16 protein-coding genes, 1 tRNA gene and 1 riboswitch are annotated in these 20828 nt (G+C 61.6%); of the genes, 11 read left to right on the top strand and 6 right to left on the bottom strand.

All coding sequences use genetic code 11. From position 1 onward, the window contains the following. Positions 1-38 precede the first annotated feature (38 nt). The 4 genes from LQ249_RS08440 to ung all read right to left on the bottom strand — a co-directional run bounded on the left by LQ249_RS08440 (position 39) and on the right by ung (position 7766). Positions 39-2333 (bottom strand): autotransporter outer membrane beta-barrel domain-containing protein, encoded by a 2295-nt coding sequence (locus LQ249_RS08440; RefSeq protein ID WP_057004965.1) that lies wholly within the window; start codon positions 2331-2333, stop codon positions 39-41. A 197-nt stretch (positions 2334-2530) separates the two neighbouring features. Then, a complete protein-coding gene (locus LQ249_RS08435; RefSeq protein WP_057004964.1) occupies positions 2531-4492 on the bottom strand; it encodes a hypothetical protein in 1962 nt (653 codons plus the stop codon). Positions 4493-4836: 344 nt separating this feature from the next. Further along, positions 4837-6870, bottom strand: coding sequence for a hypothetical protein (locus LQ249_RS08430; RefSeq protein WP_232566355.1), 2034 nt, complete (start codon positions 6868-6870; stop codon positions 4837-4839). Between the two features lie 203 nt (positions 6871-7073). After that, a complete protein-coding gene (gene ung / locus LQ249_RS08425; protein WP_017844892.1) occupies positions 7074-7766 on the bottom strand; it encodes a uracil-DNA glycosylase in 693 nt (230 codons plus the stop codon). A 136-nt stretch (positions 7767-7902) separates the two neighbouring features. Here ung and LQ249_RS08420 point away from each other — a divergent pair, with 136 nt between their 5' ends. Then, the gene (locus tag LQ249_RS08420) at positions 7903-9015 is read left to right on the top strand and encodes an enoyl-CoA hydratase/isomerase family protein (RefSeq protein WP_017844891.1); all 1113 of its coding nucleotides are present in this window, start codon (positions 7903-7905) and stop codon (positions 9013-9015) included. A 3-nt stretch (positions 9016-9018) separates the two neighbouring features. Here the strand turns inward: LQ249_RS08420 and LQ249_RS08415 are convergent, their stop codons facing one another. After that, positions 9019-9453, bottom strand: coding sequence for a DUF3757 domain-containing protein (locus LQ249_RS08415; RefSeq protein WP_046384380.1), 435 nt, complete (start codon positions 9451-9453; stop codon positions 9019-9021). Between the two features lie 154 nt (positions 9454-9607). Beyond that, positions 9608-9934, bottom strand: coding sequence for a hypothetical protein (locus tag LQ249_RS08410; RefSeq protein ID WP_082643854.1), 327 nt, complete (start codon positions 9932-9934; stop codon positions 9608-9610). 313 nt (positions 9935-10247) lie between these two features. After that, positions 10248-10349: riboswitch (guanidine-I (ykkC/yxkD leader) on the top strand. 60 nt (positions 10350-10409) lie between these two features. Between LQ249_RS08410 and LQ249_RS08405 the strand changes: the two genes are divergently transcribed. The 10 genes from LQ249_RS08405 (at position 10410) to LQ249_RS08360 (ending at position 20653) form a co-directional block, all read left to right on the top strand. Beyond that, positions 10410-11477, top strand: a complete 1068-nt coding sequence (locus LQ249_RS08405; RefSeq protein ID WP_057004961.1) for a putative urea ABC transporter substrate-binding protein — start codon at positions 10410-10412, stop codon at positions 11475-11477. Positions 11478-11489: 12 nt separating this feature from the next. Beyond that, positions 11490-12305 carry an ABC transporter permease gene (locus LQ249_RS08400; protein ID WP_046384383.1) on the top strand — a complete coding sequence of 272 codons (816 nt, stop codon included), beginning with the start codon at positions 11490-11492 and terminating at the stop codon, positions 12303-12305. Then, positions 12302-13066, top strand: coding sequence for an ABC transporter ATP-binding protein (locus LQ249_RS08395; RefSeq protein ID WP_232566354.1), 765 nt, complete (start codon positions 12302-12304; stop codon positions 13064-13066). Before LQ249_RS08400 ends, LQ249_RS08395 begins: the two co-directional genes overlap by 4 nt. Then, complete coding sequence (locus tag LQ249_RS08390; protein WP_232566353.1) at positions 13063-13788, top strand: urea amidolyase associated protein UAAP1; 726 nt, start codon at positions 13063-13065, stop codon at positions 13786-13788. The genes LQ249_RS08395 and LQ249_RS08390 overlap by 4 nt, the downstream gene beginning before the upstream one ends. 9 nt (positions 13789-13797) lie before the next feature. Continuing rightward, a complete protein-coding gene (locus LQ249_RS08385) occupies positions 13798-14427 on the top strand; it encodes an urea amidolyase associated protein UAAP2 (protein WP_046384385.1) in 630 nt (209 codons plus the stop codon). A gap of 233 nt (positions 14428-14660) precedes the next feature. Next, the gene (gene uca, locus LQ249_RS08380; protein ID WP_232566352.1) at positions 14661-18284 is read left to right on the top strand and encodes an urea carboxylase; all 3624 of its coding nucleotides are present in this window, start codon (positions 14661-14663) and stop codon (positions 18282-18284) included. A gap of 59 nt (positions 18285-18343) precedes the next feature. Continuing rightward, the gene (locus LQ249_RS08375) at positions 18344-18556 is read left to right on the top strand and encodes a cysteine-rich CWC family protein (protein WP_017844882.1); all 213 of its coding nucleotides are present in this window, start codon (positions 18344-18346) and stop codon (positions 18554-18556) included. Beyond that, positions 18556-19248 (top strand): pseudouridine synthase, encoded by a 693-nt coding sequence (locus tag LQ249_RS08370; RefSeq protein WP_017844881.1) that lies wholly within the window; start codon positions 18556-18558, stop codon positions 19246-19248. The genes LQ249_RS08375 and LQ249_RS08370 overlap by 1 nt, the downstream gene beginning before the upstream one ends. A 304-nt stretch (positions 19249-19552) precedes the next feature. Further along, positions 19553-20437 carry an alpha/beta fold hydrolase gene (locus tag LQ249_RS08365; protein WP_057004957.1) on the top strand — a complete coding sequence of 295 codons (885 nt, stop codon included), beginning with the start codon at positions 19553-19555 and terminating at the stop codon, positions 20435-20437. 142 nt (positions 20438-20579) lie between these two features. Next, a tRNA-Gly gene (locus LQ249_RS08360) sits at positions 20580-20653 on the top strand. Positions 20654-20828 lie beyond the last annotated feature (175 nt).

Below are 20828 nucleotides of genomic sequence, written 5' to 3'. Positions count from 1 at the left end.
CACGGTTTATACCGCTACCGCGCTATACATCCAGCCCGTTAAAAATCGTAGCGCAAGCCCAGATTAACCCCATACGGCTGCTTGATGTTCTTGCCCGTGCTGTGTTCCAGATCCGCATGCAACTTCAGGTTCTGCGATACCGACATCGCCACACCCGCACCCAGCTTCAGGCGCGAACCCGACAAGTCGTTGTTGAACGAGTTGTCGTTGACGAACACTTTGTTGCTCTGATCGAACTCGTGGGCCACCGCCGCCTTCAAGTACGGCTGCAAGACGCCGCCGCTTTCCAGCTGGATATTGCGCCCCACGGTAGTACCGAGTTCACCGATCACCGTACTGGAGCGGTCACCCTTGGCGTCCAGGCCATTGTCCAGCGTGTAGCTCTGGCCCTGGGTAATCACCGCAGACAACTGGCCATATGGTTCAACGAAGAAACCGTCGTCCAGCGTGATGTGGCGACCGACTTCCGCCGACGCGCCCATTGCGTTTTGCGCATAGTTGCCCTTGCCTTTCTTGCCGTCGCTCATGGCCACATTGGACTCGTTGTGCATGCGGTTGAACTTGAGCACACCGTCAAAGTAGAACCCGCTCTCGACATCCAGCCAGGTGGCGTAACCGCCGACATAGTAGCTGTCGATAGTTGCACTGCTGCCACGGTTCAGGTCCAGGTCCGAGGTGCTGTGACCGACCATTGCACCGATCAGCCACTGGCCGTCACCACCCGATACCGGCGCGTCGGCACCGAGCGCGAAGCCGCGTTGCGACTGGCTGTAACCCAAGCCGGTCTTGTCGTTGGACACCTCATACTTGTTGCCATAGGCGCGGGTCCACAGCCCAGCCGACTGACCTTCGCTGAAGCGCAGTTCACCCATGCGGGTGCGCAGGGTGGTCATTTCGCCCAGCAATACAGTGGGGGCTGCGTTGAACAATGCCAACACCGAGTTGGTGCTCGGGCTGATCACCTTGCTGCCTGGGTCGAGCAGCCAGTCCTTGCCGTCGTTGTCATTGATCAGGCTGTAGGAATAGGTCCCGACATCCACGCGATCGCCGATCAGGCTGAACTGGGCGCCACCGTCGGCGGTGTGTACGACATGCAGGCGGTCATCGCTCAACGGGTCGGCACCGCTGCTGGCGATCAGCAGTTTGTGGTCGCCCGACGACGTGCCGGTCACATTAAGGAAATCGCTGCTCAGGGTGGCGAAATCCGCGCTCATGATGAAGGTGCCGTTGCCCGACAGGTTGGCCACGTCCAGCTGGTAGAACGTACCGGTCTCGCCGAACTTGACGTTGCCGCCGCTCAGGGACAAGTCACCCACCTGCTGATGGTCGACCATCACCCAGGTGGCGTCGCTGTTGATCGCCAGTTTATCGACGTGCTCCAGGCGCCCGGTGAGGACCGAGCCGTTGTTCAGGCCGACACTGGCGCTACCGCCATTGTTGATCACATCGCCCTTCATGATGGCGCCATCAAGGCTCAGGTCGAGGGCGCTGTCGGTGCCTACCTGGATGTTGCCGGCCAGGGCGCTGTTGTTGACACGCATGTTGGCATTGCCGCCGCCGGTCAGCTCCAGCATGTTGCCGTTGCCGCCGATCAGCGTGGAGCCGTTGTTTACATCGATCTCGGCGGTAATGGTCTGATTCACCAGAATGGCCGGGCCGCTCACGCCTTCGACACGCGAACCTTCCAGCACCAACACGGGAGATTCGTTTACCGTGCGATGCTCGCGGGTCATCGTGACGCCATTAGTCGCCCCGGTAATGGTACTGCCCACCACGGTGGCCTTGCCGCCCATCAACTTCAGGCCTTCCTGGCTGCCGCCGGTCAGCGTGGAGCCGTCGAGCAACTGCAGATGGCTGAACGCCGTGACCGTAGCGCCGTAGGTGGCACCCGTGATCTGGCTGTTGCTCACTACGGCTTCGGAGCCGATATCCTCCGACAGGCTGCGGGACATATCCAGGCCACCCTTGGAGTAGCTGGTAATCTGTGAGTTGGCAATGGTGGCGTTGCTTCGATTCAGAAGTATGGCTGCATCGAGAGTGGAGTAGCCGTCAACGCGGCCTCCATCCATGTTGAGGGTGGAGGCGCCGGTCACGAGAATCTCACGCGTGACACCACCTGGCTTCACATTCAAGACGCCTTCGCGTTGCACAATATAATTGTCGGTGTGCGAGCCAGGGACGACGTCGAAATAAGCCGGGCCAGTTTGCCCATCAATGACTTTTACGGCAAAGGCTTGCTCGCCCAACAGGCACAGAGGGGCGGCTGCAATGAGCTTGATCGCGGTGGACAAACGCGTACAACGAAAACGTGGGTGAGTAGAGGTATGGATCATGTTTTGCGACTCTCAGAAAAAAGTTCCAGTTCGAAACCGGAGCCGTATCGAGCAGGTTCCGTTTTCAAGAGCCGCAGAGACTAAAGATCCAAAAAGAAAGGATATGTAGGATATTCCTTATCTAATACCTACAAAAATCCCCTCAACGAGAGGGGACTTTTGATTACCTGGAGGCCCGAATAGGTGCGTATGAAGGCCTAGGCCAACGAGCCGTTTCTTAGGGTGATGGGGGCACAAGTCCCTGTTGAAGCGCTGCTGCGGATATCCCACTTCACCGCAACAGGGTCCGACGTTCCACTCTCTGGCGGCGGCCCCGAGCGGATGATGCTCCAACTGACTTCCAGCCAACCGCGCCGCCTTGCCGTATCGCCGTCGAAGTAAGAATTCAAGGCAAAATTATAGGTGAAACCGTTGATCCTTTCAGACGGCCCAATCCCTATAGGAGGACTGTTTATCTCACTGCCCGCCACCGGCGTTGGAGGCTTTGTCACACCTGAATAGAGATACCGCACAGCGTGAATAACGACGGTGTCACCATCCTGGAGCGTCACCGGATCAAAAATCCTGATGGGCACGCCGACCCAAGGTATTTGCTCACAGGAAATGAAGGGCGCGTCGGTGGAAGGCGGTGGCGGCGTGAACAGGTTGGTAAAGACAGGGTCCGCCAACCCGTCAAGCGAAAAGACGTTAACATTCACGTTCTGCTTACGGGACTCTTTGTAATTGTTAGCATTGCGTACCCGATACCAACAAGGAACTTCACCGTTCCCGTAGCTTTCAATGATATCCGACGCGATAGTTATCGATATCATGGTCCCTTCAGGTTCCGTACCCGTGACTCCATACGTACCGACAGCCGTCCCGTCCATGAACCCGTAATAGAGATCGATGAACTCAGTGCCCGGAGTCGTTGTACGCCCCGCATAGATGGGAAAGGTCGCACGAATCGTACCGTCCAGGTCGGACGCAATCAACGAGTTATCAACCGCCGAATCGCCTCTCACCACAGGCAATGCCAGCGCTGTATCCACCGGCCCCTCCCCGGGGATCGGCGTGCCGGGCTCCACAAAGTCGACGGGGACGTCGGTCTCCGGAGAGGGGTATGTATCCAGACCACGACGAACTTCATATTTGAAACTGGCGGTATACAGCACGCCACCTGCGCGCAGGGTGGAGTAACCAACGACAAACGGCAACGCAAATACTGGCGTGACGCCAAGGCGCTGACTACCAAACTCAATGCCGTTCATAAAGATATGTACCCAGTCGTTGGGGTGGAAGTTGTCGATGGTGGGCACAGTCACCAGCACCCCATCACGCGCCTCTTCCTTGTCGATCAGAGCGCCTGCATTGGGAACCAGCGGGGCCAGCAGCACAGGTGGATTGCTCGTTCTAACCGAGAGCGTGCGGGGTATCGACACTTGTGTGGCATTTCCTGCCCTGTCGGAGATCTGATAGCTGATTAAAAAATCGCCCTCTCCGAAGCCCTGAATTTCAAGCGTGTTATACGTGAGGGTAATCGGCCCTGTGGGCGGAACGTTAATCATCTTGCCCGTATCGTCCGTCTCGCCAAAAAACACCACAAGAGTATCCCCAGGTCTTGAATCCACTGGCCGGGGGAAGGTCAGCGTGACGCCACCATGTGCCGCCAGATACGCAGGTGTCACCCCTTCCGATGGCAAATCAACCGGCAGCGTGAGGGCACCCGGCCGGTTATTGCCATTGGGGTCGATCGCATCGACAAAGACGGTCTGCGGCAAGGAAAACTCGCCAGCGGGTAAGCCGCTTAGCGTAACGGAGTAGGTAATATCTTTCGGTCCATGGGTTCTAAGACGGCCCGACTTGATCACAATATCCACGTCAGCCGTGATAGGACCTTCGATCTCTTGAAGTTGAACTGCCTGTCCTTCAAGCGAAACCGTCAAGATATCGAACTCTCCCGGAAACTCGGCAGCATTCGGCCAGAGCCGTATCGTCGCGGGCAGCCCGTCCCTCTGTTGCTCGGCGCTGACTACAGCGAGTTGGTCATCCCCTACTACATCCGGCAGCGTATGAATATCAGCCGGCGCTGGCGGGGTCAGGATGGTGGGCCATGTGTTGGGTTTATTCGAAGACGCTTTAGACGCCTTTACATCTTTGAAACGTGCTGGGTTTGCCATTTTTACAAACTCCTGGGTAGACGGAGCCGAGGGCCCACCGCGAATGGACCTTCAGGAACTTCCGACAAATGTGTACTGCTGTTGATCAGTGCCACTCACAACGACTCAACGAACTCACACTGACAAGCGCAGTAAACTCTTTTCGAAAAGCCTTCGTAACTGTCAAACTTGACAGGTTGATATATGTAAAAATTGAGCGAAAGGCCGCCACTGGCCCCTTCGACGACAACCGTCCAAGCGGCTTTTTTTATTGCGAAATAGCGCAAAAAGGCAGGAATCCAACGTCTGAAAATGAAACCGGGAAGGCTTCATGCCCTCCCGATTGCACGTACAACATGCCAGGTTCAATCACTGATGCAGGGCGGCAGGGTGCCGAGGCGAGTCAGAGAAATGAACACCAGTTCCCGACGGGAATCCCCTATCCCCCCTCCGCCGCTTTTGATCAGCCGATACTGTATGACCGCCGAGCCATAGCGCGGATTGGTTTGCCCCTCAGGCGGCTTTACAAGTCCCGGCAGCAGGATATAGGGGTCAAACGGCACCCAAAAGTCATAGCCCTGCTCCGCCTCTTGTTGCGTCAGCGTATGGGAGAACGTATCGATCGTTTCTGGAATGACGCCATCTGAATTGCCGTTGGTATTGGCGTAGCTCGCCCAAGACAAGACAACCGTGTCCTGCTCCGACAACCGGCTGCTGTCGCCGGGAATTCTCACTCGGACGCCTCTGTCCCAAGGCCGCATGTCGCAGTTGATAAAGCCTGCATCAGGCGCAGGCCCATAGTTGACATCGGGAAATTCAGGGTCGCGCAACCCATCGATCGGTACAATATTGACCATCACATCCGTATGGGGCGAACGCTGTCTGTTGATTCCGTTAAACGTCCAATAGAACGTGGGGACAATGCCGCCCGGTGTTTGCTCGATCAGATCCCATGGGACGAAGAACGCAATCTCGTCCCCCGCCCTGTCTTCAGGCCGCACGGTATAGGTATCGGCAAGCACGGGAGGGTTGCCCCACATCAATTCCAACGACTGGTTCGCAACAGGGCCGACATAGAGTCGCACAATAACCCGCGCCGGCTGGCCCCGGTCGCTGATCGTCAACAGGTTGTCGCCGTCTCGGCCTTTGACAGTGACCCGTTCCAGCAACGGGTTCACCGGGTCAGGGTTGTTCGGGCTTACCGGCCCTGCGACGGTCAGATTGACCGGCGCAAACCTGGGAAGTGAACGTCTCGGCGTTCCGGTCCCGCGCTGCCAGGTGTAATCCGTCCTGATCGTACCGCCGATAAACTCGAAGCCGCCACTGGCCAGGGTTCCATAGTCGATCTGCACCACGATCGGCCAGACCTGGCCTACGCCGACGGTAATCGGGGGCAGAGCAATGAAGTCCCAAAATGGCTGCAGAACATCGCCGGGCGCGGCCCCGACCACTTCCAGGATGTGTATATACACACCGCCTGGAAACCCCGGGTCCCGAGCATCCTCCAGATCGATCCGCCCGTCGATCGCCAATTGGGGAACGTCGACAGCCCTGAGGGTGCCCGGCGTGGGTGTCAGGTCTATCAGCAGGACTGAAGTGCGTGAAGGCGGGCCTTCGTTGCCGCCCCTGTCGCTCAAAAAATAACGGGCATTGTATTCAGCGTTGACATGACTGCGCAGCACGTCACCGGTAAAGATCAGCTCAATGGGAGCGCCATCCAAGTGGGCCTGAGTGATCGTGGTACGGGCGATCCCGTCCGCAAGCACCCGACGCTTGCCTTTGGCCTTGCTCAGGGGCAAACGCACCAGGTCGGCCGTCACTTCATCCTCAAGCCGAATGTCCGGCCAGCGCGGAACCCGTGCCACGACGCGATCACCGTTAGACACCAGGTACGCATCCGTCACTCCGCCGCTTTCTATCTCTGATGGAAAAATCAACGGTGCCCTCCGGTTATTCTGATTAGGCGCCTCCTTGTCGATATTAATGAGAATCGGACTGGACGGGCCGGCCGTATCGCCCGGCACCAACGTCACGGTGTAGCGCAGCAAATGCAGGCCGGGTGAGTTCAGTTTTATCTGCGGCACAAGCCCGACCACCGGCAGGTCGCTCTCATCATAAAATGCGGTACGGGACGCGGTAGCGAACGGCGTCGATTCATCATCCCAATAAAATCTGATGACGGTCACCTCGCCAGGATCCAGCCCATCCCCACCGGCCCATAACGTCTGGACTTCTACCGGCAAGTCCGCCGCCTGCGCCGAACGTGGAATGGTGTACGCCGTTTCATCACTCAATAAAGGCAACGCGAAAGGTGGCGGTACCACGGGTTCAGCCGCCATTTTCGGAGTAGGAAGGCCGCTTTTGGATAAGCGCTTGTCCGATGGTGTGTTATTAGGCATTTCCACTCTCCTCAACACTGGGTTCAGTGACTGGCCGCTGGCTGCGTGCTGCTGAACAGCAGAGCGATAAGGCCGGGAGAACAGTTAATTAGGAAACGCGGTGGTTGGATACTGTCAAAAGTAACAGGTAGGGCGGACACAAGACCGTTGCCCCCCACAGACGGTGTGCTCCCGCTAACCCGGGAACACAACGCGCCGGCCCCTCAGACGGGTGGCAACACCCAATCAATCGGCGTCTCGCCATTCTGCTCAAGAAACTTGTTGGTGCGGCTGAAATGCCCGCAGCCCAGAAAGCCGCGATATGCCGACAACGGCGACGGGTGGACCGACGTCAGCACCAGATGCTTGGTCGCATCGATCAGCTTCTGCTTGCTCTGTGCATGCGCGCCCCACAGCAGGAACACCAGGTGCGGCTGGTGCTCGCTGACGACTTCGATGATCCGATCGGTAAAAAACTGCCAGCCCTTGCCCGCATGGGCGTTGGCGTTGGCGCGTTCCACGGTCATGGTGGTGTTGAGCAGCAATACGCCCTGGTCGGCCCAGCTTTGCAGGCAACCGTGGTTGGGGATGTCGATATTCAGGTCGCGCTTGAGCTCTTTATAGATATTGACCAGCGACGGCGGCGCCGGCACGCCCGGTTGCACCGAGAAACACAGACCGTGGGCCTGGCCGGGGCCGTGGTAGGGGTCCTGGCCGAGGATCACCACCTTGACCTTGTCCAGCGGCGTGGAGTTGAGCGCGTTGAAGATCAGCGGGCCAGGCGGGTAGATCTCCTTGCCGGCCGCGTGTTCCTGGCGCAGGAACTCACGCAACTGGGCCATGTAGGGCTGCTCGAACTCATCGCGCAGGGCGTGTTTCCAGCTGGGTTCGAGTTTGATACGGTCGCCTTCGCTCATGATTGACTGGTCTTGTAAAAAAGAATGAGGCGAACCCTAGGAAAGCCGACCCCGCTTGTCAATTGATCTGACACACAACCGGCACTTTCCCATGAAGGGATCATACTCAACCTTCACCTTCCCGATTGAGGTCACGATGAACCTGCACTTCGAAGAGCTGACCGGCAGCGGCGGCGCGCGCATCGGCATCGCCAGCCTGGACGCCGAAAAGGCCCTCAACGCCCTCTCCCTGCCGATGATCCTGGCCCTGGGCGATCGCCTGGACGCCTGGGCCAAAGACCCGAACATCGTCTGCGTGCTGTTGCGCGGCAAGGGCCCCAAGGCATTTTGCGCCGGCGGCGAAGTGCGCAGCCTGGCCATGGCCTGCCGTGAACAACCCGGCGTCGTGCCGGAGCTGGCCGCGCAGTTTTTTGCCGCGGAATATCGCCTCGACTATCGCCTGCACACCTACCCCAAACCTTTGATCTGCTGGGGTCACGGCTATGTGCTGGGCGGCGGCATGGGCCTGCTGCAAAGCGCCTCGGTGCGTATCGTCACCCCCAGCAGCCGCTTGGCCATGCCCGAGATCAGTATCGGCCTGTACCCGGATGTGGGCGCCAGTTGGTTCCTGTCACGCATGCCGGGCAAACTGGGGTTGTTCCTTGGCCTGACCGGGGCGCACATCAACGGCCGCGACGCGCTCGATTTGGGCCTGGCCGACCGCTTCATGCGCGACGACCAGCAAGACGAACTGCTCGAAGGCCTGTTGCAACTGAACTGGCAGGAACAGACCGCGATGCAGCTCAACAGCCTGCTCAAGGCCTTGGCCCAGGAAGCCATCGACCAGCAACCCGAAGCGCAATGGCTACCACGCCGGGCGCAGATCGATGAGTGGCTGGATGTCAGTGACGTGCGCAGTGCCTGGCGGGCCTTGAGCCCGTTGCGCGAGCACGCCGACCCGTTGCTCAGCCGCGCCGGCAAGACCCTCAGCGAAGGCTGCCCGCTGACCGCGCACCTTGTGTGGGAACAGCTCCAGCGCGCCCGCCACCTGTCGCTGGCCGAGGTGTTCCAGATGGAATACACCCTGAGCCTCAATTGCTGCCGCCACCCGGAATTCAGCGAAGGGGTCCGCGCGCGGTTGATCGACAAAGACCAGCAGCCTCATTGGCATTGGCCGGATATCAATGCCATTCCGCAGGCCGTGGTGCAGGCGCATTTCAACAAAGCCTGGGAAGGCCGCCATCCGCTCGCGGATTTTTCCTACTTTTGACAGTCAGTTTTTTGGCTTTTTAACCGTGAATGCGCAATTGTCCGGCTGACTGTCCTGGCAGATATACACCGGCAGGCCGAAGGGGTCGCTGGCAAGGTGCCAATGCAAAGTACCGGTCAGCGACATCGTCTCCACCTCTGCCGATTTGCCGTACCGCAAGTCCACTCTCTGACCGTCACCGGTCAGGTAGCTGCACTTGTCTACATAGCCGTTTTCCCGATCCTGTGCCTTGCCCGGGGTAAAAATGGCGCCAATGAATTGGTCGACAAACTCCCGATAGCCGATCTTCGGGCTTTGCCAGACGAGTGTTCCTACCGTCGCCTGGAAGTAGCCATCAACGTACTTGATTGCCGAGGGATAAGGGCAGCCTTGGTTCGCTTGCACGTGTGCAACGCCGCCGACCATGAGGAGTAAAACGCACATCAATTGTCTGATCATCGGGGGTTCCTTCGCTCACTGGGCGGTCGAAGAGACACAACGGCCGCTCCCAGTTGAATACACTAGAAACCCAAACGATAGCTGTTAAATCTGACAGTACTGCTAAATGCTACGAAAAAGCGGCGCTGCCTGCGCCGCTTGCCTTCAAGAGCGGTCAACGATGACCGCCGCGACCAGCGCCACGATCGCCACCGCGACCGTGCCCGCCATTGCCCCAGCGATCCCCCCAACCCTGGTTTGGATAAGGCCGGTAACCCATGCGGGGCGCCGGCTGGTAATAACGCGGCGCCGGCGCGTAGTAACGCGGCGCCGGGTAATAGTCACGCCGATATTGATACGCCGGGCCGCCGCCGTAGTAATACACCGGCGCGGGCGCGGTATAGACCTCGGAACGGTAATAACCTGGGCCCCCATCGTAATAGGGCACGCACGCAGAAAGGGACAGACCGAGCACAGCGATAAGAAGCAGTCGTCGATACATGGCGGCCTCCTGGACCGCGAAAGAGCACCGCCAGCGACGCTGGCGGGCGGCATTCAACTTTTGCTGAATGACGAAATATCTGACATCAAAAAGCGAAACTGGTGCGATTTCGACACAGACTGAAACATCTGTTTCAGACGAACCGAATGCCTCATTGCAGTGCGACGGCGCACCAGTGCAACGCAGCCGCACGCACTCGAGCGTCGGGCGTTGCGCGCAAACCCGCGACCTACACGCCCGCGCCCTACTTGGCATGACTCTCGCTTAACCTCTTGCGTGCAGGATTCATCACAGGTTCGCGGCACCACAATTTGCAATGGCTGACTAGGGTTCCGGCTCGCGAAACGCGAGTGGCTGGTCCGAGAGTCGGCGACCTCCAGTTGAGGTTACACGGCGGGATAAAAGCCCGGGAGACAAGCCACCGTTCACGGTGCCGCGTTGCTCCTGCTCGCCCTCGATCAACTGGAGAAGCCCCATGCCCTCAATCCGTTTACCCGCCCTGCTCGCCGCCGCCTTTGCTGCTGTGCTGAGCGTCCAGACCCAGGCCGCCGTCAAAGACCACTTCAGCGTGTGCTGGACGATCTATGCCGGCTGGATGCCGTGGGAGTATGCCGGCAGCCAAGGCATCCTCGACAAGTGGGCCAAGAAGTACGGCATCACCATCGACGTGGTGCAACTCAATGACTACGTCGAGTCCATCAACCAGTACACCGCCGGCCAGTTCGACGGCTGCACCATGACCAACATGGACGCCCTGACCATCCCCGCCGCCGGTGGCGTCGACAGCACCGCGCTGGTGGTCAGCGACTTCTCCAACGGCAACGATGGCGTGGTGATCAAAGGCAGCGGCAAGACCGTCGCCGACCTCAAGGGCATGAACGTCAACCTGGTGGAACTGTCGGTGTCGCACTACCTGCTGGCCCGCGCGCTGGAGTCGGCCGACCTCACCGAAAAAGACCTGAAAGTGGTCAACACCTCCGACGCCGACATCGCCGCTGCCTTCAACACCGACCAGGTGCAAGCGGTGACGACCTGGAACCCGATGCTCTCTGCGATCAACGCCAAACCCGGCGTCACCCAGGTGTTCGACTCCAGCAAAGTACCCGGCGAAATCATGGACATGATGGTGGTCAACACCCAGACCCTCAAAGACAACCCGGCCCTGGGCAAAGCCCTCACCGGCGCCTGGTTCGAAGTGGTCGCCCTGATGAACGCCAAAGGCGCCGCCAGCAGCGAAGCCCTGGAACACATGGCCAAGGCCTCGGGCACCGACCTCAAGGGGTTCCAGTCGCAACTGGACACCACCAAGTTGTTCGCCACGCCCAAGGAAGCCCTGGCCTTCGCCACCAGCACGCAGTTGCCAGCGACCATGCGCAAGGTCGCCGAGTTCTCCTTCCAACACGGCCTGTTGGGTGAAGGGGCCAAGGACACCAGCGCCGTGGGCATGAGCTTCGCCAATGGCGTGACCAGCGGCGACAAGGCCAACCTCAAGCTGCAGTTCGACCCCCGCTACGTGCAGATGGCCGCCGACGGCACGTTGTAAGAGGACCCGGCCATGCGCCTGATCAACCGTCACCCGGACCGCTCCAGCCGCCTGTTGTTGGTGCTGCTGCCGTTCGCCCTGCTGCTGTTCGCCTACTTCGTGGGCTCGGCCGAGCGCCTGGCGGATAACCCCAACGACAAACTGCTGCCCAGCGCCGGGCAAATGCTCGAGGCGGTCAAGCGCCTGGCGTTGAGCGCCGACAGCCGCACCGGCGAATACGTGCTGTGGCAGGACAGCGCGTCGAGCCTGCGCCGCCTCGCGCTCGGCCTGGGCATCAGTGCCCTCGCCGGCCTGTGCCTGGGCATCGCCGCCGGCACGTTGCCATTGTTCGGCGCGCCGTTGTCGCCGTTGCTGACGGTACTGTCGATGGTGCCGCCGCTGGCGATCCTGCCGATCCTGTTCATCGTGTTCGGCCTGGGGGAATTGTCCAAGGTGATGCTCATCGTCATCGGCGTCACCCCGTGCCTGGCCCGCGACCTGGAACAGCGCGCACGCGAAATTCCTGTGGAACTGCTGGTGAAGGCACAGACCCTCGGCGCGTCGACCTGGACCCTGATGCTGCGCGTGGTGTTGCCGCAATTGCTGCCGCGCCTGCTGATCTCGCTGCGGCTGATGCTGGGCTCGGCGTGGTTGTTCCTGATCGCCGCCGAAGCCATCGCCTCCACCGACGGCCTGGGCTACCGGATCTTCCTGGTGCGCCGCTACCTGGCGATGGACGTGATCCTGCCCTACGTGGTGTGGATCACCCTGCTCGCCTGGCTGATGGACTGGGGCCTCAAGGCCCTGACCCGGCGCGCGTTCCCCTGGTATGAAGGAGCGCGGGCATGAGCTTTATCAGCGTCAACAATGTGTGGCAGCGCTACGGCGATCAGGTGGTGCTGGAGGGTTTGAATCTGCAGGTCGCCGAGGGCGAATTCTGCACCCTGGTCGGCACCTCCGGCTGCGGCAAATCGACGTTTCTGCGCCTGCTGCTGGGCCAGGAAACCGCGAGCAAGGGCCACATCCTGCTCGACGGCCAACCGCTGGCCGGCGAACCGGATGCCAGCCGTGGCGTGGTGTTCCAGCGCTACTCGGTGTTCCCGCACCTGAGCGTGCTCGACAACGTCGCCCTCGGCCTCGAACTGCCGCGCGCGCCGTTGCTCGGACGGCTGTTCGGCAAAGCCAAAAAAGCCGCGCGCGAACAGGCCGCCGCGCTGTTGCACAAAGTCGGCCTCGGCCACGCGTTGGACAAGTACCCGGCGCAACTCTCCGGCGGCATGCAACAACGCCTGGCCATCGCCCAGGCCCTGATCATGAAACCGCGCGTCTTGCTGCTGGACGAACCCTTCGGCGCCCTCGACCCGGGCATCCGCAAAGACATGCACCAGTTGCTGCTGGAGCTGTGGCGCGAAACCCGGCTGACGGTGTTCATGGTCACCCACGACCTCAGCGAAGGCTTCAGCCTCGGCACGCGCCTGCTGGTGTTCGACAAGGTCCGCGTCGACCCCCACGCCCCCGGCGCCTATGGCGCGCGTATCACCTACGACATCCCTTTGAACAGCGCACGCCGCAAGGCGCTCGCTGCCGAACTTGGAGCGACTTCCCAATGACCGATTCGACTCAACTGTTCCCGCCGTTCGCCGAAGAAATGCTGCCCGGCGGCGGCCACCGCTCCTTCGTGCTCAAGCGCGGTCAACTGCTGCGCCTCACCGACCTGCGCGGTGGCGCCAACGTCAGCCTGACCCTGCTCAACGCGAACGAAAAAACCGAACGCCTGAACCTGCCCGACAGCCTCAAATGCCAACACACCGCCAAGCTCACCCGCGGCCATTGCCTGTACTCGGACATGGGCCGCGTGCTGGCCGCCATCACCGCCGACACCTGCGGCTGGAGTGACAGCATCGGCGGCGTGCTGTGCGCGGCCGAGGTGGCCGAGAAGTACGGCCAGGGGCGCTACCAGGAACTGCGCAACGGTTTCTATCGCAACGGCACCGACAACCTGCTGGTGGAATTGGGCAAGTGGGGCCTGGGGCTGTCCGACCTGCTGATGACCCTCAACCTGTTCAGCAAAGTCAGCGTGGACGACAACGGTGGCCTGCACTTCGTGCCGGGCAATTCCAAGGCGGGCGACTACATCGAACTCTACGCACCGATGGACACCCTGGTGGTGCTCACCGCGCTGCAGCATCCGATGGACCCCAACCCCGACTACGCCCCGCAACCGCTGAAACTGAGCTGGATGAACGCCGACCCAAGCGTCGCCGAACACTGCCGCATCTCGCGCCCGGAAAACGCGCGCGGTTTTATCAACACCGACCGTCTGTTCGCCTGAGGAGCTGCCATGTCTATCGCACTGAAACAACCCGACACGGCGGTGTACCGCGCCACCATTCCCGCCGGCGAGCCGTGGCTGATGGAGGTCAAGGCCGGGCAGACCCTGCGCATCCTTGACCTGGAGGGCAACCAGGCGGTCGACACGCTGTTCTACAGCGTGAAAAACCCGCGCGAGCGCTACGACGTGCAACGCACCTTGCGCCGCCAGAACAGCGTGTACCTGGGCGCCGGCAGCGTGCTCTATTCCAACCTCGGCCAACCGATGCTGACCCTCGTCGCAGACACCTGCGGGCGCCACGACACCCTCGGCGGCGCCTGCGCCCAAGAGAGCAACACCGTGCGCTACGCCCTGGAAAAACGCTACATGCACAGCTGCCGCGACAACTACCTGCGGGCCTGCGCCCATGACGGTCGCCTGGGCAAACGCGACATTGGCCCGAACATCAATTTCTTCATGAATGTGCCGGTCACGGCCGACGGCGGGTTGACCTTCGAAGACGGCATTTCCGCCCCCGGCAAATACGTCGACCTGCGCGCCGAGATGGACGTGATCGTGCTGATCTCCAACTGCCCGCAATTGAACAACCCGTGCAACGCCTACAACCCGACGCCTGCGGAGTTACTCGTATGGAACTGACACTCAAGCGCTTGCGCAGTTGGCTGTTCGCCCTGTGCCAGGCCCGCAGCGGGCAGTGCCTGCGCAACCACTGAACCCTGTGGGAGGGGGCTTGCCCCCGATGGCGGCAAGTCAGCCAAACACGCACCCACTGGCTCACCACCATCGGGAGCCCCCCCTCCCACACTCACGACATGCACTGCGGACGACCGTAGTGCTCCTTCACTTTGCGGGACGGCCCGCAGGGTTTTGCCATGTTCGAAAAACTCTTGATCGCCAACCGTGGCGCCATCGCCTGCCGCATCCTGCGCACCTTGCGCGAGCTGCATGTAAAGGGCGTCGCCGTGTATGCCGAAGCCGATGCGGCCAGCCTGCACATCCAGCACGCCGACGAAGCCTACAGCCTCGGTGAAGGCGCCGCGGCCGGCACCTACCTGGCGGTGGACAAAATCCTCGCCATCGCCAAGGCCAGCGGCGCCACGGCGATTCATCCCGGCTACGGCTTTCTCTCGGAAAACGCCGCCTTCGCGCAAGCCTGCGAAAACGCCGGCATCGCCTTTATCGGGCCGACCCCGCACCAGCTGCGCGTATTCGGCCTCAAGCACACCGCACGGGCGCTGGCCAAGCAACACCACCTCCCCTTGCTCGAAGGCAGCGAACTGCTCGACAACCTCGACGCCGCCATGCTCGCCGCCGACCGCGTGGGCTACCCGGTCATGCTCAAGAGCACCGCCGGCGGCGGCGGCATCGGCATGCGCGTATGCCGCCACGCCGCGGAGTTGAACGAGTGCTTCGACGCCGTCAAGCGCCTGGGCCAGAACAACTTCAGCGATGCCGGCGTGTTTATCGAGAAGTACATCGAGCACGCTCGCCACCTGGAGGTGCAGGTGTTCGGCGACGGCGCGGGCGAGGTGATCGCCCTTGGCGTGCGCGATTGTTCGGTGCAGCGGCGCAACCAGAAAGTCCTCGAAGAAACCCCGGCGCCGAACCTGCCCGAAGGCATGGCCGAGGCCCTGTGCTCGGCCGCCATCACCCTGGCCAAGGCGGTCAACTACCGCAGCGCCGGCACCGTGGAATTCATCTTCGATAGCGCAGACAGTCGCTTCTACTTCCTGGAAGTGAACACGCGGTTGCAGGTGGAACACGGCGTCACCGAACAAGTGTGGGGCGTGGACCTGGTGCGCTGGATGGTGCAACTGGCGGCGGGAGACATGCGGCCATTGAGTGAGCTGGCGTTGAAGCCCCAGGGCCACGCGATCCAGGCACGCTTGTATGCGGAAGATCCAGGCCGCGATTTCCAGCCGAGCCCGGGGCTGTTGACCTGCGTGGATTTTCCGCAGGCCGAAGGCTTGCGCATCGACACTTGGGTCGAGGCCGGCTGTGAGATCCCGCCGTACTTCGACCCGATGATCGCCAAGCTCATCACCTGGGCGCCCACCCGCGAACAGGCGCGCCTGGATTTGCATCGCGCCTTGAGCGACAGCCAGCTCTACGGCGTGGAAACCAACCGCGATTACCTGCGCCAGATCCTGCTGGCCGCGCCCTTTGCCGGTGGCCATCCGTGGACGCGCTGCCTGGAAGATCTGGTCTACGTTGCCCACACGTTCGAAGTGCTCAGCGCGGGCACGCAAACCAGCGTGCAGGACTATCCCGGACGCCTCGGTTATTGGGCCGTGGGCGTACCGCCGTCGGGGCCGATGGACAGCCGCGCGCTGCGCCTGGGCAATCGTCTGCTGGGCAATCGCGAAGGCGCGGCAGCCTTGGAGATCACCATGAGCGGGCCGCTGTTGCGCTTCAACTGCACCGCCGTGGTGGCGGTGACCGGGGCGGATATTCCGCTGCTGCTGGACGATCACCCCGTGCCGATGAACACCACGCTGCGGATCGAAGCCGGATCGCTGTTGAGCCTCGGCACCCTCGCCGGGGCCGGCGCACGCAGTTACCTATGCCTGCGCGGCGGGCTGCAAGTGCCGGACTACCTGGGCAGCCAAAGCACCTTCACCCTGGGCCAGTTCGGCGGGCATGGCGGGCGGGCGTTGCGCGCGGGCGACGTGCTGCATCTGTTGCCGCTGGTCGACGTCACCGCAGGCCGGCAACTGGTCGCGCAACCGCTGGCGCAGGTCCGCACGCTACGGGTGATTTATGGCCCCCACGGCGCGCCGGAATACTTCCGGCCCGAGTACATCGACACCTTCTTCGCCACACAGTGGGAAGTGCATTTCAACTCCAGCCGCACCGGCGTGCGGTTGATCGGCCCCAAGCCGTTGTGGGCGCGCACCGATGGCGGCGAGGCCGGGCTGCATCCGTCGAATATCCACGACAACCCTTATGCGATCGGCGCGGTGGATTTCACCGGGGACATGCCGGTGATCCTCGGGCCGGACGGGCCGAGCCTGGGTGGGTTCGTGTGCCCGGTGACGGTGATCGAAGCCGACCTGTGGCAACTCGGGCAACTCAAGGCCGGCGACAAGCTGCGCTTCGAACCGGTGAGCCTCGAGACCGCCCGCGATCTCGCGCTGAAATGGGATCAAATGCCGGAGCCAGGCTTGCCCGCGATGCAGGCGACGCGCGCTCACAGCAACACCGAGGCGATGCCATCGCGAGCAAGCCCCCGCCCACATTGGCCCGCGTCGCCTGTGGTGTTGGATATCGGCCAGGAAGATACGCGTCTGGTTGCCCGATTGGCCGGCGACACCCACCTGCTGCTGGAAATCGGCGCGCCCGAGCTCGACCTGGTGCTGCGCTTTCGCGCCCACGCGCTGATGCAGGCCCTCGAAACCCACGCACGGCACAGTGTGATCGACCTGACGCCGGGCATCCGCTCGCTGCAGGTCCACTACCAGCCGGAACAATTGCCCCTGGCCGACCTGCTGGCGCTGATCAGCGGCGAATGGACGGCCGTGTGCGCCACGCCCAACCTGCAAGTGCCTTCGCGCATCGTCCACCTGCCGCTGTCCTGGGATGACCCGGCGTGCCAGTTGGCCATCGACAAATACATGACCACCGTGCGCAAGGACGCGCCGTGGTGCCCGAGCAACCTGGAGTTCATCCGTCGCATCAACGCCCTGGCCGACCTCGACGCGGTGCGCCACACCGTGTTCGAAGCGAGCTATCTGGTGATGGGCCTGGGCGATGTCTACCTCGGCGCCCCGGTGGCCACGCCGCTGGACCCGCGTCATCGCCTGGTGACCACCAAATACAACCCGGCCCGCACCTGGACCGCCGAGAACTCGGTGGGCATCGGCGGCGCGTATCTGTGCGTGTACGGCATGGAAGGCCCCGGCGGCTATCAGTTCGTCGGGCGCACGTTGCAGATGTGGAACCGCTATCGCGAAGTCGCGGCCTTCGACGGCAAACCGTGGCTGCTGCGGTTTTTCGACCAGATCCGCTTCTACCCGGTGAGTGCCGAAGAACTGGTAAAGATTCGTCGGGACTTTCCGCTGGGGCGCTTTGCGTTGCACATCGAGGACAGCGTGTTGAACCTGGCGGACTACCAGGATTTTCTGGCGCGTGAAGCCACCGGTATCGATGCGTTTCGTGACCACCAGCAACAGGCGTTCAATGCTGAGCGCGAACGCTGGATCGCCAGCGGCCAGGCGCACTTCGACAGCGAGGAAGCGCCAGCGCCGCTCGCGCAGGACACGCCGCTGAAGGCCAATGAGCACAGCATCGACAGCCATATCGCGGGCAATCTGTGGCAGGTCCGGGTGGCGGTGGGCGAACGCGTCGCGGCCGGCGATGTGCTGGTGGTGCTGGAGTCGATGAAAATGGAGATCGCGCTGCCGGCGCCGTTCGCCGCAGTGGTGCGGGAAATCACCGTGCAGCCCGGCAGCGCGATTGGCGCCGGCCAGCGGGTCGTGGTGCTGGAACGGGACTGAGCGGCGCTGTATCGTGCAGGGACCTTCGGCGCCCTGCCCGATCCAGCCTGAACCGAACGATGACCACAGCCACCCTCTGCCCCGCCTGCGGCGCCCGCAACGACTGCACCCTGGCCGACCCGCGCACCGCCGACCAGGCCTGCTGGTGCTACAGCGTCACCATCGACCCGGCGGTGCTCGAAGCCCTGCCCGATGCATTGCGCAACCAAGCCTGCCTGTGCCCACGCTGTGCCCAGGTCGACGCACAGTTGCGCGGGGCTGAGCCGTTGTAATGCGGGTTGATCGATTCCTCAGCAACCTGCCGCGCTTCAATCGCCAGCAAGTGCGCCTGCTGTTGGTGGAACGGCGGGTGAGCGTCGATGGCGTGCCCGTCAGCGATCCTCACCACGAGGTGCGCGAATTCAGCCGGGTGTGCGTGGACGATGAGGTGCTGCAGGCGGGTAAACCGGCGCGCTATTTCATGCTGCACAAACCCCAGGGCTGCGTCAGCGCCACCTGCGATCCCCAGCACCCGACCGTGCTGGATTGGCTGGACGAACCGGACAAGGACGAGCTGCACATCGCCGGCCGCTTGGACTTCAACACCACCGGGCTGATGCTGATCACCAACGACGGCCAGTGGTCGCGGCGCCTGACGCAACCGACGACCAAACTGCCCAAGGTCTACCTGGTGGAGACCGAACAACCGATCGGCGCGGAATACGCCGCCACCTTCGCGGCGGGCGTGTATTTCGCGTTTGAAGACCTGACGACTCAACCGGCCCAGCTGGAGCTGTTGGCGCCTCGCCTGGCACGCTTGAGCATCATCGAAGGTCGCTATCACCAGGTGAAACGCATGTTCGGGCACTTCGACAACAAGGTGCTGCGCTTGCATCGGGAACGCATGGGGCCGCTGGCGTTGGATGACGCGCTGGCGCCCGGTGAGTATCGAGCGTTGAGCGCCGATGAAATCCGCCAGGTCTGACGACCGTTCGGCCGGTGATGGCTAAAACCCATCCCTGCGACTTGCGACATCCCGAACCGACTGCTTGAATCAAAACGTCAGCCAAAAGATGACTGGCGAGTCGCCTATAACCTCCAAGAAACACCTTGCCGCGCCCGCGCTTGATCCACGGGCCTTCCCGGCAAACAACCCGCCCTGGTAACACCCGTCGGCCAGCCGTCATCGGCGCGACATGGGCGCTCATCTTCAAGGCGTATGCCTACCTGTCACAAAGCTCGTGCAGAGTGATCTGCGCGCCCTACCCGCTTGCCAGGAGTCTTACGACATGAGGCCAGAAATCGCTGTGTTGGATATACAGGGTCAGTATCGGGTTTACACGGAGTTCTATCGCGCGGACGCGGCTGAAAAGACCATCATCCTGGTCAACGGCTCCATGGCCACCACGGCCTCCTTCGCCCAAACCGTGAAAAGCCTGTACCCGCAGTTCAATGTGGTTTTGTACGACCAGCCCTACGCCGGTCGCTCCAAAATCCATAACCGCCACGAGCAGATGCTGACGAAGGAAGTCGAAGGCCAGATCCTCCTGGAACTCATCGACCACTTCGCCGCCGAACACGTGTTGTCCTTCTCCTGGGGCGGCGCCGCCACCCTCGTCGCCCTCGCCCAGCGCCCGCGCCGCGTGGAAAAGGCGGTGATCAGCTCGTTCTCGCCGGTGATCAACGCGCCCATGCGCGACTACCTCGAACGCGGCGTCGACTACCTCGGCAAGCTCGACCGCGACCGCGTCGGCCACCTGGTCAACAGCACCATCGGCAAACACCTGCCGTCGCTGTTCAAGCGCTTCAACTACCGCCACGTCAGCAGCCTGGCCGAGCACGAATACGGGCAGATGCACTTCCACATCAGCCACGTACTCAACAGCGACCGGCTGTGCTACCTCAAGGCCGCGCGCCAGATCACCGTGCCGGTGCTGTTCATGAACGGTGAATGGGACGAATACACCAGCGCCGAGGATGCCCAGCAGTTCGGGCAATACGTGCCAAACAGCAGCTTCAGCACGATCCAGGCGACCGGGCATTTTCTGGACATGGAGCACAAAGCGGCCTGCCGCGACAGCCGCGACGCCGTGGTCGGCTTTCTGAAGCCCGCGCGGCAGACCAGCCGATTGCGCTATCACCAGGGCCAGGCGCAGCATGCCTTTGCGCTCTGAAACACAGCCGACTGTAGGAGCGAGCATGCCCGCTCCTACAGTCGGTCGGCGCGTTGCCTACGCAAACACACGCAACCTGCACATTTCTCAAAGAAAAACTTCAAATCGCGGCGCACATCTGGTACAAAGTCAGCCGCTCTGAGCGGGTGTCGTATAATGGCATTACTCCAGCTTCCCAAGCTGATAACGAGGGTTCGATTCCCTTCACCCGCTCCACTCAGATATTGATCTCGCGTCAGGATGGTTTTGACGGGGGATGTAAAAACCGGTCCTTGGTGGCCGGTTTTTTTATGGGTGGAATATAGAGTCGGGCGCTTCAAAGCCTCGGAAGCCTTCAAAATAAACACCGCAAAACATGTACAAAACAATATTTTTGTACAACTATCAATCC

The organism is Pseudomonas sp. 7-41 (genome assembly GCF_021233075.1).
Lineage (GTDB): Bacteria > Pseudomonadota > Gammaproteobacteria > Pseudomonadales > Pseudomonadaceae > Aquipseudomonas > Aquipseudomonas veronii.
The sequence above is the reverse complement of the archived record's forward strand: the minus strand, read 5'-3'. Positions and strand labels throughout refer to the sequence as shown.